Origin of the sequence: Arenibacter echinorum, assembly GCF_003259375.1 — a bacterium.
In the GTDB taxonomy this organism is placed as follows: domain Bacteria; phylum Bacteroidota; class Bacteroidia; order Flavobacteriales; family Flavobacteriaceae; genus Arenibacter; species Arenibacter echinorum.
In genome coordinates this window covers 254,639-272,295 of record NZ_QLLN01000006.1, presented here as the reverse complement: position 1 = coordinate 272,295, position 17,657 = coordinate 254,639, and the positions used below count along the sequence as shown (strand labels likewise).

Sequence of the window (17,657 nt, the reverse complement as noted above, 5' to 3'; positions counted from 1 at the left end):
GAAAAGCATCAATATACCATATAAATATATTGGATTACAAGATTTTAAATTGGCCCCCCAATAAATTAAAAAACCACGGTAAAGGTAGATCCCACGTCAATTTTACTAGTGGCGGAAATGGAACCTCCCATAGCCTCGATCTGTACTTTGGTCATATAAAGTCCAACCCCCTTTGCTTCTGGATGGCTGTGAAATACCTTGTTCAGGCCAAATAATTTATGACCGTGTTTGTCCATATTTATACCTAGACCGTTATCGGTCACCATTAATATTGTTTTACCACCTTCCATTTTGGATTCGACAATTATTTCCGGGATTCGATCTTCGGATTTGTATTTAATGGCATTGGAAATCAAATTTAGAAAAATGCTATCAAGATATATGTCGTTGTAAACAACCATAGGTGCTTTTGAGAAATCACTTTTAATTATAGCACCAGATTGTTCTATCTGACTAGAGATGATTTCTTGGGTCTTGATTAGTGTTTTTTCAAAGGATAATTCCTTGGTAGCCTTGGTACTGTCGTCTGTGGTCTGGATTACTTCAACCATGGTATTTAAGGTAGAGGAAAGGTGGTCTATTACAATTTCAAATTTCTCAAATAAATCGCTACGCTCCTCCTCGCTTTCAGAATCTTTATAGAAACTGGATAGAGTTTGTAGGTTGGCTACAGGTGATCGTAAATTATGCGAGGTTATATGAGCGAAATCTGCCAATTGGCGGTTTTGGTTTGTAAGTTTTTTAGTGAGGACTTCAAGGTTTTCTTTAGCTTCAATTAACTTTTTTCGGTTATTGACCGTTTCGGAAATGTCTGTGGCCACCCCTAAAAATCCATTTATATCTCCATTCGGCCCCTTAATAGCAGTTGTAATTAATTGTACAGGGAAATGTGTACCATCTTTACGCACGTAGGTCCACTCCATGGATTCAAAACTATCTCGTCTTGCATGTTCCACAAAAACATCGAAGCCGCTAATAGTTTGGCCAAATAATTTTGACAACTCTTTGCCATGTTGTTCTACCTCTTCGGGCAGATGTATAACCTCTGGGGTCATTTTTCCAATCATCTCTGCAGCTGAATATTGCAATAAATTTTCGGCACCTTTATTAAAATGGGTAATTAATCCATTCATGTCCGTTCCGATAATGGAGATTGGGCCAACATTAAAAATGGCGCTTAGTTCCTCATTGGCCTTATTTAAGGCATTTTCCGTAACCTTAATATCGTTGATGTTATGGAATACCCCATATAATCTTACACACTGCCCGTCTACCATTTCCGCCTGGCCTATGGCCCTTGCCCAACGGCTATTCCCTTTTGCGGTAATCAGCTCAACTTCTACATCATAGGAGATTCCTTTTTCGATAGCATTGTTTACCACCGTTTGAATTTTGTCCCTGCTTTCCCCTTCTTTAAAAAAATTAATGGCTGTTTCAAGTTCTGGCACATAATCATATGGCACTTCATGTATTTCACAAGTTACCTTGCTCCATTGGATTTTGTTTTTAATGAGATCAACTTCCCACGTTCCAATACGGGCTACTTGGTTGGTTTTGTCCAGGATTTCCTCAATGCGGAGTTTTTCATGTTCATTTTCCTTAATGTTGGTGATGTCCAAGGTATAAATTAATAGTCCTCCTATTTTATCAGGGGAAATATACCAGGGTCTAATGTCATAACTTAACCATTGGATCCTGCCGTCCGGCCAATTATAAGCAATTTCATCATCGTGGTGATGGGACCCTGAAAGGCACTCTTGGTGAATTTTTTTCCAATCTTCATCTATTCCTGGAAATACCTCATAAAGGGATTTTCCGATAATAGCTTGGTCGCCAAGATCGTAATCGCTCAGCCATCGTTCCGATGCTGCAAGGAACTTCATGTCACTGTCGAACATGGCCATGGCGTTGGGTGCTTGGTCTATAAATATTTTATTGTACTCTTCCCTTAGCTGTAAATCGGCTTGTAAGGCCTTTACTTCTTCCATTTTTTCTTGTAGAGCCTTATTGGAATTGGCTAATTCCTCATTGGCAAGGTGTAGCGATTGTGATTTTTTTCTAAGATTTTTAATCAGAGGCAACAAAAGAAAGCTAAATTGACCAATGATCACCAGCGCAACAATGATTGCGATAACGTAAGTGACCCTGTAAAGGTTGTTCAGGTTCTTCCCTGCTATGTTTTGGTATTCCGATACAATGTTATCAGTAATGGTCAGAACAGAAGATTCTACCTCTTTTATGATTTCGATATTGGTATTTATTACTTCTGGATTACTGGGGTCCTTCAGGATTTGAAAGGCAGCGTTTAATAATTCTGTGGTCTTTGGCTGCGCTGCAGCGAATAGGGAATCTAGTCTTTCAGAATTCCCAACCTGTTTATTGGCCAAAATAAGGAAGTTCTGATTTTTCTGCCATTCATTCGTTAAAGCGCTTAAACTATCCAGATAAATTTTATTGGCTTTGTCGCTCTTGTCCAGATTTAAAGAAAATACATGTTTGGAGATACGCTGGCTTAGCATGCGTTGTTTTCCTGCAATGTTGATTAAGCTCACGTCCGATGTCAGCACGTTGATCTTATTCTGGTAGAATATGACCGCGGCAATTATTATTAGAACAATGGTGGCAATAAAAAGGAGGTATCTTTTTTTTATAGATTTTTCAAGTTTTTCCATTTGGGGGATTTTCGCACACCTTCTTATTGGTTCAACCGTGAAATGGCCCGAAGGAGTAGTAAAACTCTTTCATAAGTCGTATTAATAACCTGGCAATATGCCTTTTCAGTACCTATTTTGATATATTTTTTAAATATAGAGTATTTATTTTGCATTTTAAAATACTTTTCATGCACTCATTGTAATGAAATTTAGGGTTTGGAAAGCTAATAATATAAAATGGAAGAAATGGTGATAAATGTCATTTCAAGTATATTTTGGGTGTACCACCAATTTACCAAGGTGTTGGGATTTGAATGCTCCGAAACTTGCTTGACTGAACGGAACATGCGTTCTGTTGGGACGGGTGTTGAATCATAGCCCATAGATTCCTTAAGAAGTCTTATGGCGCTGCCCTGCAATAATTTACTGTGGGCCCAATCCAAGTCGGTTTTGAACACTATGGTTTAAATTGAAAAATCATTAATCTAAAACCAAAGCTAACCCTTATATTTGCCCCTTCAAATTAAGGTGTGTTGTTACATAAATATACAAAGGAGTTTCGTTATAACCTATCCCTTTCATTTCCCGTAATTCTTGGAATGCTGGGCCATTCGTTCGTACAGTTTGCGGACAATATTATGGTGGGGCAATTGGGTACGGCAGAGTTGGCTGCGGTTTCTTTGGGGAACAGTTTTGTGTTTATAGCCATGTCCTTGGGTATAGGATTTTCTACAGCCATTACGCCTCTGGTAGCCGAGGCCGATGGTGCCGGTAATGTTGGTGCGGGAAAAAGTGCTCTTAAACATGGTCTATTGTTGTGCACACTAATGGGAATTTCACTCTTTGGGATAATACTATTGGCCAAGCCACTCATGTACCTTATGAAGCAACCTCCGGAAGTGGTGGAATTGGCTATGCCATATCTGGATTTAGTGGCATTTTCCTTGGTTCCGTTAATCATATTCCAAGCTTTTAAGCAGTTCTCCGAGGGATTGTCCCAGACAAAATACCCTATGTATGCTACTGTAATTGCCAATTTTGTAAATATTCTATTGAATTATCTGCTAATTTTCGGTTCCTGGGGCTTTCCTAAAATGGGAATTGTTGGGGCGGCTTGGGGTACGTTGATTTCCCGTATCATTATGGTCGTTTTTCTTTGGGTACTACTCAAGAATAAAAAGAAATTTCACGATTATGTTACAGGATTCAATTTTGCAATTATAGAGAAAAAGGTCATGAAGAAAATCATTGACCTCGGATTTCCCTCTGCCTTACAGATGTTTTTTGAGGTAGCCATTTTTACAGCGGCAGTATGGTTAAGTGGTGTTTTGGGCAAGAATTCCCAAGCGGCCAACCAGATTGCGTTAAACCTGAGCAGTATGACCTTTATGGTAGGTATGGGGCTGGGAGTCGCTGCAATGATCCGTGTGGGAAATCAAAAAGGATTGATGGATTTTAAAGAATTAAGACGTATATCCCAATCTATTTTTCTGCTCACTTTGCTATTGGAAGTTGTTTTTGCCGCGTCCTTTGTTGCTTTAAATGATTTTCTGCCAACAATTTATCTGGATCTGGGTGATACTACCAATTTGGCAGATAACATGGAAGTGATCAAGATAGCGGCCGAACTAATTTTGGTTGCGGCCGTATTCCAGATTTCGGATGGTATACAGGTTGTGGTATTGGGGGCGCTAAGGGGACTTCAGGATGTTAGGATACCCACTATGATTACCTTTGTCGCCTATTGGATAATAGGCTTTCCCATTAGTTTTTATCTAGGACTTTATACCTCCTTGGAGAGTACCGGGATATGGATCGGCTTGTTGTCCGGACTAACGGCATCTGCCATAATGTTGTATATTCGATTTAATTATTTGACCAAGAAACTAATTGCCCAAAGGGCCTTGCAAGAGATTGATTGATATTAAAGCAAGTCGTTATCTACTAAGATGTAACAGTTTTGGGGATATCGATAATTAAATAAAAAGTTATTTTATGGAATTCCCAAAATTTTTATTAGGCGACAATACGGATTATCCTACGGCGATTTTTGTGGTACATACCGAATACCCTAGATTTATTATAAATCTGGAGAACGATGAGGTAGAGTGGTTGGAGGATTTTACCCAGGAGGATGAAAAGGAACTAGAGGCTGAAGCTGAGAATTTAATTGAACAAGCTACGGCGTTCTATGACCGTGAAATTTCTCGTTACGAAGAATAGCCTATGTTGGACCAGTTGGTACATTTCGACAAGGAATTATTTCTGTTCCTTAATAACTTGGGCAGTGACAGGTGGGACGGTTTTTGGCTTTTCATGACCAATAAATGGAGTTCTATTCCACTTTATGCCCTTTTGGCATTTTTAACCTATAAGGCATTTGGTCTAAAGCGTCTTTTAATGACACTGGTGGCCATTGCATTGCTTATTTTGGTTACGGACCAGTTGGCCAATTTTTTTAAGTATGGCGTGCAGCGGTTGAGGCCCTGCCATGACAACGAGATAAACGGGTTAATGCGTTTGGTGAAAAGTTCCTGTGGTGGAAAATTTGGCTATTTCTCCGCCCATGCTGCCAATTCTTTTGCCGTGGCCGTTTTCTTTACCTCCTTATTACGGACAAAGTATAAATATATCGGACTGTTTCTAATAGCGTGGGCCTCGGTGGTAGCCTATAGCCGGATATATATAGGGGTACATTTTCCGTTGGATGTGCTGACGGGAACAATTATCGGAACTTTTTTGGGAGGATTATTTCTGCAGCTTTTTCTAAAGGCAATTGACAAGTACGACCACTAACCTAAGATCCCATCTCAGGATTGTTTTGACACTGAAGCCTTAAATTTATTTGGGTTGTTCCTTTTCAAAGATTTCCTTGTTCAGGGGTCCTAAAAAAATCAAGAAAAAGATTGCACCAAAAGCCAATTCGTATACTTCCCATTTTCGGCTGGCCGGATTCAGGGCAACTAAAACGGTAGCCACTAAAAAGGCGATGGTATGATGCCATTTTACAATGGGCACGGCAAAATTGTTGGCCAAATCCTTAAACCAATTAAATTTTCTGAAGAGGATAGGGGTAATTAATAGGTATAGAAACATTATTAGGAATAATAACTGGCTAAAGATAATTTTGTTTATTTTCTTTTCACCTACCACCAGATTATGCAAGTTGGTTTCGCCCTGGGCGTTGTTTTCTATAAAAAAGTCGCTGGATTCCACTCCGAAGATTCGCTGTCCCCATGAGATTTCTTCACCTGCGGCAAAAAGGAATAAGACCACAAAAAGGAAGGTCCCCAGTTTCCACAGTATTTTTTTGGTGCTCCATAAAGTTAATAGGTGGTATAGGGAAAGTACAAAAATACCGAATAGCATTATGGCCGTACCCCATTCTACCGGTCCATCTTCCTGGGCATAATTCACATCAAAATAAATGTCGTCCCTGAGGCCTAAAAAAAGACCAAACAAAACAATTGCCAATAAAATACTGTATCCTATTTTTTCAATTTTGGAAAAGATATTCATCATCGTTTTTGAACTATATATAAATTACTTATCAAACGGTTCTTATGTCCTTTGGTTCCTGGGTCGGCATTATAGTTTAAATCGTACACGGTATTTAGCGTATAGCTATATTCGGGGTCAAAGATACGTTTAAATTCATTTTCATCTGTTGGAATTACCAGCACTGCAAATTTTTCCCCGTCGGGAATTGTAATTTCCTCTTCCCCTTTTAGCACTGGAATTGCGGAGCCATAATCCCAAATCATTTCCGGGGCAATTTCACCAAAGCAATAGGTTTTTAATCCTTCTGCCTGCATGGCTTGCCTTAAATGTGATATACTTTTGTACTCAGCATTTTTTTCCATAGATCCAGAGAGCGGCATTGCCAATAATTTTATAGCACCTACCAAGGCTATAGTTAGTAAAAAGCAGTCAAAAAGCTGTTGCTTTTTAAGTTGTATAAAAAGTAATACTCCAATAGCAAAGAGTGCAAGGGATGATAATACATAGTAAATCCATAGGCCGCTCAAACCATCCTTAAGTATAAAATAGGCAATAAAGGGATAAGCTATACCAATAATTCCTATTAAGGAAAAATGAAAATATACCGGTATTTTTTCTTTTGGGTTTAGGGAACCTTTAAAATTGTTAATGACATATTCCAAATAAAAGCCCGTGTTGAGAGCGAGGGGAATTAAAACGGGCACAAGATATCTCGCTTTTTTTTCAGGGATGATAGAAAGCAGAATTACCGAAAAAATAGTCCATAGAAAGGTAAGTCGGTACGCCTTTTTATCACTTACCTTATTTTTAAGATAGGGATATATTAGACTAATTAAGGCTGGTATGGTCCATATTCCACTTTGTATAAAAAAGCTCCAATAATAATAGAAGGGGCGCACATTGTAGCTGGACCAATTGGCTGTTTCTTTTTTGGTTATTGCCAAAAAGGCATTGGGATCGGCAAGGCGAACATAAAGGAACCACCATACGCCAATAACCATGGCCAAGAGGATCAAAACAGCCAAGGGGATATATTTCCTGTAAACTCCAAAGCCCTTATATTTATATACGAAGCCATAGGCCAAGAGAAAAGGCAAGAGGAGTGCATATAGGGAAACAGGTCCCTTGCTCATAAAGGATAGACCTATAAAGAGACCGGCAAGTAGACTGTTCTTCCATTTATTGTCTGGATGGTCAAAAAAACTATATAAAAAGTAAATGGCTGCCAACATAAATCCGTGGGTGTATATATCCCAAGGTGCTTCTACAGTAATTACAATTATATAGAATGAACTTAATAAAATGAGGGCATTTATGAGTGCTTGTAATTTATTGTCAAGTAGTTTTAAGGAGAACAGATACCCTATAAATCCCAAGAATATGCCCATCAACATAGTCGGTAGTCTAAGAGTGGCTACATTTTCCGAACCAAAAATAAATCCAAAGATTGCTGTAATCCAACTTGGTAAGGGGGGTTTTTCATATCTTGGAAGGTCGTTCATTGTGGTCAACAACCAATTGCCATCCGTTATCATTTCCCTTGCAGTTATGAAATTCCTGGCTTCCATGATAGTAACGGGAATAACATTCAGATGAAATAGAAAAATGGAGATTCCCGCTAACAAGATCAGTGCAATAGGATTATTTTTCAACCACATCATGCTCTTCATTTTTAAGGATAAACAGATTTCTTAAATAAACAATCATACCCAGGGAATGGCCGGCAAATAGGACCGGGTCTTTCCTAAAAATGGCGTAGGTAAGAATTAAGGAGGCCCCGATTAAACTTAGTAACCAAAATCCGAAGGGAAGACTGGAGGTTTTCTTTTTCTCGGAATATATCCATTGGTATAAGAATCGAAAGGTAAAAATAACCTGTGCTATACTGCCCAATAAAAGCAACCAGATAGGAATGTTTTCGTTGTTGAAGAATTGCCTTAGGTCATAGGCGTTGTTATTGTATCCATAAATTATAATGATCACAGGGAAAACCCATAGAAAAATTCTAAAGGCCCGGGGTAATTTAGTCCATTCACCTTGTAACTGGATGTTGCGGATATAAATAAAATAGGTAATGGCCTGTCCCAACATAATGGCAAAATCGTCACGTAACCACCCATATACAAATAATAGAAATGAAGCCAATAAACTTAGTTGCCAGAAAAGTCTGGGGGTAAGGACTTTTTTGTTCTTTTCTGATATCACCCATTGCACCACCATTCTACTGGAAAATAGAATTTGGGCAATAAAGCCAATTGCATAAACCATCCAATCTGCCATTTACCCTATTTTATCTACTTGGTAGTTAATATATTTTTTCTTCATCCATAAATAAGCAAAACAATCCATAAGTGGTCCCAATAACCTGTTCCAAAGACCAAACTTTGCAGTTCCGGCCATTCGTGGAAAATGACGAATTGGAATTTGCACAATACTTCCATTTTGCAGAAGGATCATGGCGGGTAAAAATCTATGCAGGCCTTTGAACATTGGTATTCTTTTGGCAAAATCCGCTTTAATAACCTTCAACGGACAGCCTGTATCGTCCATCCCGTCGTGCGTAAAAGCACGGCGTATACCGTTGGCGATAGTGGAAGAAGCATTCTTAACAAAGGAATCTTTTCTGTCTGCCCTTACTCCGGTTACCAGATCATATTGGTCTATATGCTCCAAGAGAAGGTTGAAATCTTCAGGGGAGGTCTGTAGGTCAGAATCTATATAACCTACCAAAGGGGTGTCCGTATAGTCGAAACCTGCTTTGATGGCTGCACTCAAGCCTTTGTTTTGGGCAAATTTTACAAAACTAAAGTTCTCGTTTCTCTGACAAATAGCCTCTATCAGCTGCTGGCTCTTATCTTTTGAACCGTCATTTACGAATAATACTTTGGCCTTTTTTGTGCAAATGGTCAAGTAGTCCCTAAGCTCCTTTTCAACACGTTCCAAATTATCTTCTTCATTGTAGACAGGTATAATTATGGTGAATTCGTAATTCATTTTATGCTAGGATAAGTGCTTTTGTATCTAAAATTTAGGGCCAAAGATAATCAACTTTGTCAACCTATGTGGCATTGGGCCGCACATCTTATTGTGGAGGTATAATAGGAATGGGTTCATTATATCTATAAGGCTGGAATAGTCTATTCCTTTTGTTCCTGCTCTACAAGAAACCTATCGTAAAAATCTTGGGTTTAAGTTTCCTTGGCCAGGTTCAATAGCTTTTCAGCGGCGTTAAACGGGGAAATTTTACCATCTACAACCAATGTTATCATTTGTTCCAGATGGCTTTTTATGTTTTTATTTTCATAAAACTGTTGCTTTAGCTGGTCTTCAATGGTCTGTAGTAGCCAGAATTTGTTTTGTGTTCTCCTCTTTGCGATTATTCCATCCAAGCCTGGATTATCATCTATGTAGGTTTTAATAACTTCCCATATTTCCGATATTCCCGTTTTTTGAATAGCAGAACAGCTAAGGATTTTAGGGGTCCAGCCATTTTCTTTTGGGGAAAAGAGGTGTACTGCTTTAGTAAATTCAACCTTGGCCAAGTTTGCCCGTCCAATGTTGTTGCCATCCGCTTTATTGATGACAATAGCATCCGCCATTTCCATAATGCCTCTTTTAATGCCCTGAAGTTCATCGCCGGCCCCGGCCAATTTCAATAGTAAAAAGAAATCTACCATTCCATGTACTGCAGTTTCGCTTTGACCCACCCCGACTGTTTCTACTAAAATGGTGTCGAAGCCAGCCGCTTCGCAGAGGATTATGGTTTCACGGGTTTTTCTGGCAACCCCTCCCAGGGAATGACCGGTAGGGGAGGGACGGATATAGGCATTCTTATCCTTCACCAATTCCTGCATACGCGTCTTGTCTCCCAGAATACTTCCCTTGCTAATGGTGCTGGATGGATCTACCGCCAGAACGGCCACTTTTTTTCCCAAGGCAGTAAGGAAGGAACCAAAAGTTTCAATAAAGGTACTTTTGCCTACTCCGGGAACTCCGGTTATTCCAATTCGTATGCTCTTGCCGCTATGCGGTAGGCATTGGTTTATAATATCATTGGATTTTTGAAAATGTTCACTTTTGGTACTTTCAATCAATGTAATTGCCCTAGCCAAGGTGGCTATGTCACCATTTAAAATACCTTGTATTAGTTCTGTTGTGGATGGACTCTTTTTCCTAAAAGCTTTGGTTTTAGAATTAGCATTTCCGTCCGTGTTTTTATTGGTGGCCAAATTTATTTATTAATGGAAAGGCTTACTTTAGTTTTGTCCCAGGCGAGACTAAGGTAAAGCTGTTCGTTTTCCTCGAAGTCTATGGATAGACTTTCAATGGTTTGAGATAATTGCTGTACCGGGACACTTATTTGAAAGACATCTGCTTCGACATTCCTGGTTGTTTTTTTACCACCACTAAAGATAGTAACTCCCCAATCTGGGATTTCGCTATTGAAAATAAAGGTCCAAGTATCCTTGCTGGGTATGGTCCATAAGGAATAAGTGCCGGCGGGTAGGCTTTTGCCACCAATGTTAATGTTGTTGCCTGTAGTAAAGGTGGTAGGCTCATTGGCGCCGGTTCTCCAAACCACATCATAGGGCACCAATTCTCCAAAAATAACACGACCTTTTTTAAAGGGGCTACTGTAATTTACAGTTAGGTCCATTCCATTTTTACCATAAGTGGCTGTTTTTTCTGGACTAATCTTTTTTGTCTGTTCCTTTAGATAGGATTTTCCAAACAAAAAGAAGGCCAGTACCAATACTACGATAACAACCAGTAACCATTTAAGAAATTTCATATCCTTGGATTTTACTTAGGTTAATTGTTCTAATTTACGAAACTAAACCTAAACTCGCTTTCATTGTGATAGGTTTCTCCAGGTTGCAAAATGCTGTTTGGAAAATGGGGCTGATTGGGAGCATCAGGGAAATTTTGCGTTTCAAAACAGATGGCGGCAAAAGCAGCAGGAGTATAGACCACTACTCCAGGTTGATTGGTTAATACTTCCATGGATAAACCTGATTTATCGGAAGCCAATGCGGTACCCTTTTTAAGACTGGAATCAATTACAAACGGTGTATCCAAACGCACTTGGCCAATCTTTTTCATCTCCAAGAAATCGTATTTGGAATTTTTTACTGAAACTATTTTTCCTGTAGGCAGTAGTTTGGCATCCGTTTCCAAATATTCCGGGCAAGATAACCTTAGGTCCCATTGATCTATGGTTTCCGCACCATCCAGGTTGAAATAGGAATGGTTGGTCAGGTTTACCGGTGTGGCCTTATCTGTGTTAGCCTTATGAATAATAAATAAGGATGGCCCTAGCAGTTTATAGGTCACCGTAGTTTTTAGGTTTCCTGGGTAGCCCTCTTCCATATCCTTACTTAGGTAGCTTAGTTTTACAAAGGGATTCTCCCCATCGTGTACCTGCTCTATGGTCCAAAACCGTTTTCCAAAGCCCTTTTGCCCACCGTGAAGATGTACCCCGTCCTTCGAAAAAATGGGATAGTGTACGTTGTTGATATGAAAACCGCTATTGGAAATTCTACCGGCATAACGTCCTATACAAGCTCCTAACGCCTTGTTATCCGTTAAATATTTTTCAGGTTCTTCATAACCTACCACCACGTTGGTGTCCACTCCGTCCTTATTCTTTAAGAACATCTTTTGGATGATGGCCCCATAGTCCAATACGGTCAGGGTAATGAAATTATTTTTTATAGTAACTTGATTCAAGATAGTTGTATTTAAGATTTAAGATAAAAATACTATTTTTTGCAACATTTCAATCATTCTATCGTCCTTTAGGTAATTGGGATTTATCGGGAATGCTTTAAATGTTACCAAACCCTCCCGTCAACAACAGAAACTGGCCAAAATGTTTCAGATTGATATTGTAGAACAATGTAAACGTAACGATCGCAAAGCGCAATTACAACTGTACAATCAGTATTGTCAGGGCATGTTCTGTGTTGCTATGAGATTCTTAAAAAATGAAGATGATGCTGAAGATGTAGTACAGGAATCGTTCATCAAGGCATTTTTAAGAATAGGCCAATATAAGGGAGAGGTGACTTTTGGAGCTTGGTTAAAAAAGATAGTGGTAAACAAGAGTATCGATTTTTTAAAATCCAAGCAACTTAAGACTGTGGAATTAGATGAAGTGTATATGCATGTTGCCGAAGATGAAGATTGGTCCGTAGAGGACACGGTCACGATAAATGAGGTTATGCATGCCATAATAGGATTGCCCGAGAAATATAGATATGTGGTGCAATTGTTTTTAGTGGAGGGCTACGATCACAACGAAATATCCGAAATACTGGATATTAGTTATACCGCTTGCAGGACAAGGTTATTAAGGGGTAAAGGACAATTAAAGGAAATATTAAAATCGAGTAAGTATGTCGCAAGATCTTAGAGAAATGTTCAAGAATTCCGAGACGGAAATAGTTCAGATGATGAAAGATGGACATGAACAGCGTTTTATGAAAAGAATAGAAATGGAGCTACCGGTTACCAAGGGACCATCTTTCCCATGGTTCAAAATTGCTGCTTCCCTAATAATTCTGATTGGCTTAGGAACCTATATTTTCATGAATTGGAATAATCCAGAGCCTGTGAATACAACCATAGTTGAAAAGAATAATCATGTCCCAGAGGAAAAGGGGATTTCCTTAGGTGATCTTTCCCCGGATTTAAAAAAGGTGGAAGATTATTATATGGTGAGTATAAATCTGGAGTTGTCCCAATTGGAAATTTCCGATAGGAACAAAACGCTTATCGATAGTTTTATGGAGCGTTTGGAGGAATTGAATGTGGAGTATAAAAAGTTAAATACCGAGTTAAACGAAATTGGTCCCAATGACCAGACTATCTCCGCCCTGATCAAGAACTTACAACTACGGTTACAGCTGCTTCACAAACTAAGGGACAAGTTAAAGGAATTGCAAACGAGGGGCAGGGAGGCGGATAACAATAACTTGATTACGAGTGTCTGAGAAGACAAAATTTTAAATTAAGAAAATAAATAGTAAAGATGAAAACAATATTGAATAAGATAGGCTTCATTACGGGTGTAATATTATTGACGAGCACAAGTGTTATATGGGGGCAGAAAAGGACCAAGACCTTTCATGAGAACTTTAATGTATCCGGGGATGTGGTTTTGGAAGTAAACACCAGTTACGCCGATATAGAATTTGAAACTTGGAACAAGAATCAAGTCGATATTGTAGCAGTGGTGGAATTGGAGGACGTTTCAGAGGAGGAGGCTAACAACTACTTTAAAAAGGAACCTGTAAAAATTGTAGGAAACAGTAAGAGTATAAGTATCAGCACGGTATTGGGACACCGGGGGTTTACCACTTACAATACCCAAGATGTTGATATCGATTTTTTGGCGCAATTTAATGGGGTAGGGGAAGCCTATAATATAGCACCATTGGTTGAGCTGCCTGAACTTCCGGAAATGATGGAAATGCCCCCAATTCCTCCAATGAATATACAGCCATTTGATTATGAAGCTTATAAAAAAGATGGGGAAGCATATTTAAAGGAATGGAAGAAAGAATTTGATAAGGGTTTTGGAAAGGATTATGAAAGTAAAATGGAAGAATGGAGCAAACGAATGGACTTAAAACGGGCCGAGATCGATAAAAGAAGAGTTGAAATGGATAAAAATAGGGAGCAGGCCCATCAAGACCGATTGGAGAAGTTGCAGGAAATACAAAGTCAAAGAATAGAAGTCCATGAAAAAGCACAAGAGCAATTGGCCAAATCCATAACTTCCAGTAAACAAGGGCGGGAAATGGCAAAAGACAATAAGACCATTACCCTAGAGGTAGATACGGTAGGTGGGATGGACAAAGAATTTATCTTTTTGGCGGAACGGCATCCTACCGCACCCAATGTTTTCTATTCAATAAAGAAAGGAAGGGATAAAAATTTAAAGGTCAAGAAGACCATTAAGGTTAAATTGCCAAAATCAACCAAGATTAAGATGAACGTAAGACATGGGGAAGTTATTTTGGCTGAAAACACTAAAAACTTGAGTGCCACTTTATCCTATTCCAGTTTGTTGGCAACCACCATAGATGGAGACAAGACCTATATAGATGCTTCCTATACGCCAGTCAGTGTGCAAAAATGGAACTACGGTCAGCTTAAGGCCGATTATTCGGAGAAGGTAAATATCAAAGAAGTTGAAAACCTGACCTTAAATGCCACTTTTTCGGATGTTACCATTGATAATTTATTGCAGAAGGCGTTTATAAAAAACAATTTCGGACCATTGTCCATTAATTCTATATCCAAAGATTTTACCGATTTGGATATCAATCTTCAAAATGCAGAATTTAGGTGTGTATTGCCAAAAACAGCATTTAATATAGCCGTTAATGGAAGTAATTCAGAATTGATACACCCAAAGGAACTACAAATGGTAAAAACAAAGAACGGTTATAATACTTTGAACAAGGGATATTATATAAACAAGACAAGTGGGAAGTCGATCATAATTAATTCCAAGTTTACAGAAGTTGTTCTTCAGTAATGGGAATTGTTATTAAAAATAAAGCGGGGGATTTTCGATAGAAAATCCCCCGCTTTATATATTTGAATTCCAGGAACTATAATTTTGGTTCCCAGCCATCTTGGTATTCCCTTTTCCAGTAAGACATGGCTTCATCATCATCTTTAACCTTACCTGTGGTAGGGTTGATATTGATGGTCCTTCCTACATTTTGTGCAATATTTCCTAAATGACAGAGCATAGTGGAAATGCTGGCATCATTGATATCGGAATTCAGGGAAGTGTCCTGACGAATGGCACTGAAGAAATTATGGATGTGGTTTACATCCAGTCCGCCCATACCCACGGTATTGGTGGTTTCACTTTCAACCCCTTCTTCCACTTTTTTGATAAGGCTGCCATCCAAATTATAAAGATTATAATCGTTTCGGCTAAGGGTTATCATTCCATTGCTACCATAAATGGTAATTCCCCTGCCAGGTTGATCCGGTTTAATAAGTCCACGGCTATGACCTGTCCAGGTAATAAATTTATCATCTGCATATTTATAGGTCACTTGCTGGTTGTCCACAAACTCCCAATCATCCTTAAAGGTATATTTACCGCCAAATGAGGTTACACTTTCAGGAAGGTCAACCCCTAATGCCCAACGGCATATATCAATTTCATGGGTACCATTGTTGTGTATTTCTCCTGTTCCCCAGGTACGGAACCAGTGCCAGTTATAGGGATGAATATTGTCTCGGTAATCTTCCCTAGGGGCCGGTCCCTGCCATAGATCCCAGTCCAATGTGTTTGGAACCTCTATTTTATTCCCAATTCCAATTGAACCTCTATTGCTGGAATAATAGGCCTCACCTTTGTAGACTTCCCCAATAATTCCTTCACGGATCTCTTTAACGGCCAATGCGGAACTTTGGGCGGAACGCTGTTGGTTTCCCATTTGTACCTTTAGGCCATATTTCTTTTGGGCGGCAACCAAGAGCTCATTTTCGTGCGGATTGTGGCTACAAGGTTTTTCTACATAAACATGTTTCCCTGCTTGTAAGGCCATGATGGCCATAGGGGCATGCCAATGTTCTGGTGTAGCTATGAAAACGGCATCCACATTTTTATCTTCCAAAATTTTTCTAAAGTCTTTTTCTACTTTTGGGATATAACCAATATTTTTCTTACACCAAACATTGTGTTCCTCCAGGATTTTGTCATCCACATCGCAACTGTAAAGTACTTTGGCATTGGGGTCTTGGTTTATGGCAACGAAATGGGCCTTGGCCCTGCTTCTAACCCCGATTACTGCAACATTAATTTTGTCGTTGGCTCCTAAAATATTACTGTACCCCATACTTGGCATTATTAGGCCCCCCAAGCTAAGAGCAGCACTGCCCGCCGCCGTTTTTTTAATAAAATCTCTTCTAGTTTTCATTTATTCGCTTTTGTTTATTCTTTTAATTTTGATGTTTTTGAAACTTACCAGATCCCCGTGATCTTGAAGAAGGATGTGTCCTTCATCTCCCTCACCGAAATTGGGCCACTTTACGTATTTACTCTCGGATACCAATTTGCGATAGTCATCGCTTTTTCTTTCATATTCCAAAACTTTGGTTCCATTTAACCAATGTTCAACGTGGTTGTTGATCGATTTGATATGGGCAGTATTCCATTCCCCGATAGGATTGATGGGTTTGTTCGGGTCTGCCTGTATAAGATCGTATAACGAAGCTACCGTTCTACTGCCATCATGATTGCCCAATTTGGCATCCGGGTGGCGGGCATCGTCCAGGATTTGATATTCCAGACCTATGGAAGACCCTGGTCCTTTGTTAAGATCTGTATTTACATAATACTTTATTCCGCTGTTGCCACCCTCGGTTAGTTTAAAGTCGACCTTTAATTCAAAATCGCCGTATAGATCGGTTGTTACTATATCTCCTCCAGCGGCAGATTCTTCCCCACCTGAAGGCAGAACGGTAAGTATGCCGTCCTTAATTTCCCATCCGGATTCGGGAAAATCGTCCAAACGGGCACCTCTCCAGCCTTTTGTGGTTTCTCCGTCCCAGAGAAGTTTCCAGTTATCCTTTTCTTCACCCACGGTAAGCTTGTTTTTGGTAATTATAGGTGTCAAAGGGGATTTTTTGGAATAGGCTTCAAGGCTATCCGTAAGTATTTTAACGTTTTTCCAAACAATTTGTGTTCCTTCAGTTTTGTCTTTTCCTATCCCATGCACCTGTAGGGCAATAAAGCCACTAGCTGTTTTATCATCTATCAGAAAGGCCGCAGGTACGTCATTGATCCAGGTCTTTATAGTGTCTCCAATGGCTTCGATCCTATAGTGGTTCCAATCATTTTGTTTAAATGCCTGTTGTGCATTAGGGTTATTGTCCAATGGATTTAACCAGCCTCTTCTGGCTTCATCATAAATACCCGCACTCCAAGCTCTTTCCGATGGGTCTATTTCAACCTGATATCCGTGTACTCGGCCGTCCATGTATGTTGGAATACTGTTACTTCTGATCTGTATACCGGAATTCATGGATGGATCTACTTTGTAGTCCAATTCCAAAATGAAATCACTGTACATTTCGTTGGTAGTCATAAAGGAGTTGGGAGTGTTGTGAACCGTGGTGCCAACAATAGTGCCATCAACGACTTCATATTTGGCTTCTCCACCTTTTTGGTTCCATCCTTTCAAGGTTTTGCCATCAAAAAGATTTATCCAGGGGGTGTTGTCCTTTTCTGTCCCTGCGCAAGCCATTAATAAGGAAGCCAGCAGTACAGTGGAGAATAAGATAGAAGGGAGTTTTGATCGTAATTTCATTTTTTTAATCTTATTTTTTTAAATGTGAGCTTGAAAGGTATAAAAAAGTGATTAAATATTGCCTTATTACACTAAAATTGGCCCGATTGTTATATTGAAAATACACATAAAAAAATGGCCGACAGCATTAATTGTGTCGGCCAAATTATAAATTTTA

Annotated in this window: 17 protein-coding genes; 6 read left to right on the top strand and 11 right to left on the bottom strand. The window is 39.3% G+C overall.

From position 1 onward, the window contains the following. Window positions 1–65 precede the first annotated feature (65 nt). Window positions 66–2,672, bottom strand: coding sequence for a PAS domain S-box protein (locus LV92_RS16750; protein ID WP_111624750.1), 2,607 nt, complete (start codon window positions 2,670–2,672; stop codon window positions 66–68). Between the two features lie 206 nt (window positions 2,673–2,878). Beyond that, window positions 2,879–3,112, bottom strand: a complete 234-nt coding sequence (locus tag LV92_RS16745) for a hypothetical protein (RefSeq protein WP_111624749.1) — start codon at window positions 3,110–3,112, stop codon at window positions 2,879–2,881. Window positions 3,113–3,187: 75 nt separating this feature from the next. On the opposite strand from LV92_RS16745, the gene LV92_RS16740 reads away from it, so the two are divergent. From LV92_RS16740 to LV92_RS16730, 3 genes are all read left to right on the top strand, one after another. Next, window positions 3,188–4,576, top strand: coding sequence for an MATE family efflux transporter (locus LV92_RS16740; RefSeq protein WP_111624848.1), 1,389 nt, complete (start codon window positions 3,188–3,190; stop codon window positions 4,574–4,576). Window positions 4,577–4,649: 73 nt separating this feature from the next. Beyond that, entirely contained in the window at window positions 4,650–4,877 is a 228-nt protein-coding gene (locus LV92_RS16735) for a hypothetical protein (protein ID WP_111624748.1), read from the top strand. 3 nt (window positions 4,878–4,880) lie between these two features. After that, window positions 4,881–5,450: a phosphatase PAP2 family protein gene (locus LV92_RS16730; RefSeq protein WP_111624747.1), complete on the top strand. Its 570-nt coding sequence runs from the start codon at window positions 4,881–4,883 to the stop codon at window positions 5,448–5,450. 45 nt (window positions 5,451–5,495) lie between these two features. On the opposite strand, the gene LV92_RS16725 is transcribed toward LV92_RS16730, so the two are convergent. The 7 genes from LV92_RS16725 to LV92_RS16695 all read right to left on the bottom strand — a co-directional run bounded on the left by LV92_RS16725 (window position 5,496) and on the right by LV92_RS16695 (window position 11,885). Further along, a complete protein-coding gene (locus LV92_RS16725; RefSeq protein ID WP_245946414.1) occupies window positions 5,496–6,176 on the bottom strand; it encodes a hypothetical protein in 681 nt (226 codons plus the stop codon). Next, window positions 6,173–7,816, bottom strand: a complete 1,644-nt coding sequence (locus tag LV92_RS16720; protein ID WP_245946413.1) for an ArnT family glycosyltransferase — start codon at window positions 7,814–7,816, stop codon at window positions 6,173–6,175. Before LV92_RS16720 ends, LV92_RS16725 begins: the two co-directional genes overlap by 4 nt. Beyond that, window positions 7,797–8,435 (bottom strand): lipid-A-disaccharide synthase N-terminal domain-containing protein, encoded by a 639-nt coding sequence (locus LV92_RS16715; protein WP_111624745.1) that lies wholly within the window; start codon window positions 8,433–8,435, stop codon window positions 7,797–7,799. Before LV92_RS16715 ends, LV92_RS16720 begins: the two co-directional genes overlap by 20 nt. Then, window positions 8,436–9,149, bottom strand: a complete 714-nt coding sequence (locus tag LV92_RS16710) for a glycosyltransferase (RefSeq protein ID WP_111624744.1) — start codon at window positions 9,147–9,149, stop codon at window positions 8,436–8,438. A gap of 194 nt (window positions 9,150–9,343) precedes the next feature. Beyond that, window positions 9,344–10,384, bottom strand: coding sequence for a methylmalonyl Co-A mutase-associated GTPase MeaB (gene meaB / locus LV92_RS16705; protein WP_111624743.1), 1,041 nt, complete (start codon window positions 10,382–10,384; stop codon window positions 9,344–9,346). Between the two features lie 2 nt (window positions 10,385–10,386). Continuing rightward, complete coding sequence (locus tag LV92_RS16700; RefSeq protein WP_111624742.1) at window positions 10,387–10,947, bottom strand: DUF2911 domain-containing protein; 561 nt, start codon at window positions 10,945–10,947, stop codon at window positions 10,387–10,389. A 29-nt stretch (window positions 10,948–10,976) separates the two neighbouring features. Then, the gene (locus LV92_RS16695; protein WP_111624741.1) at window positions 10,977–11,885 is read right to left on the bottom strand and encodes an aldose epimerase family protein; all 909 of its coding nucleotides are present in this window, start codon (window positions 11,883–11,885) and stop codon (window positions 10,977–10,979) included. A gap of 142 nt (window positions 11,886–12,027) precedes the next feature. Between LV92_RS16695 and LV92_RS16690 the strand changes: the two genes are divergently transcribed. From LV92_RS16690 to LV92_RS16680, 3 genes are read left to right on the top strand one after another with little or no spacing between them, the layout of a single operon-like run. Beyond that, a complete protein-coding gene (locus LV92_RS16690) occupies window positions 12,028–12,570 on the top strand; it encodes an RNA polymerase sigma factor (protein WP_111624846.1) in 543 nt (180 codons plus the stop codon). Next, a complete protein-coding gene (locus LV92_RS16685) occupies window positions 12,554–13,150 on the top strand; it encodes a hypothetical protein (RefSeq protein ID WP_111624740.1) in 597 nt (198 codons plus the stop codon). Before LV92_RS16690 ends, LV92_RS16685 begins: the two co-directional genes overlap by 17 nt. A gap of 38 nt (window positions 13,151–13,188) precedes the next feature. Continuing rightward, window positions 13,189–14,703, top strand: coding sequence for a BAR domain-containing protein (locus LV92_RS16680; protein WP_111624739.1), 1,515 nt, complete (start codon window positions 13,189–13,191; stop codon window positions 14,701–14,703). A gap of 76 nt (window positions 14,704–14,779) precedes the next feature. Here LV92_RS16680 and LV92_RS16675 read toward each other — a convergent pair whose 3' ends face one another. Together LV92_RS16675 and LV92_RS16670 are read right to left on the bottom strand one after the other, a co-directional pair. Then, window positions 14,780–16,108 carry a Gfo/Idh/MocA family oxidoreductase gene (locus LV92_RS16675; protein ID WP_111624738.1) on the bottom strand — a complete coding sequence of 443 codons (1,329 nt, stop codon included), beginning with the start codon at window positions 16,106–16,108 and terminating at the stop codon, window positions 14,780–14,782. Continuing rightward, window positions 16,109–17,500, bottom strand: a complete 1,392-nt coding sequence (locus tag LV92_RS16670; protein ID WP_111624737.1) for a 3-keto-disaccharide hydrolase — start codon at window positions 17,498–17,500, stop codon at window positions 16,109–16,111. Between the last annotated feature and the right edge of the window lie 157 nt (window positions 17,501–17,657).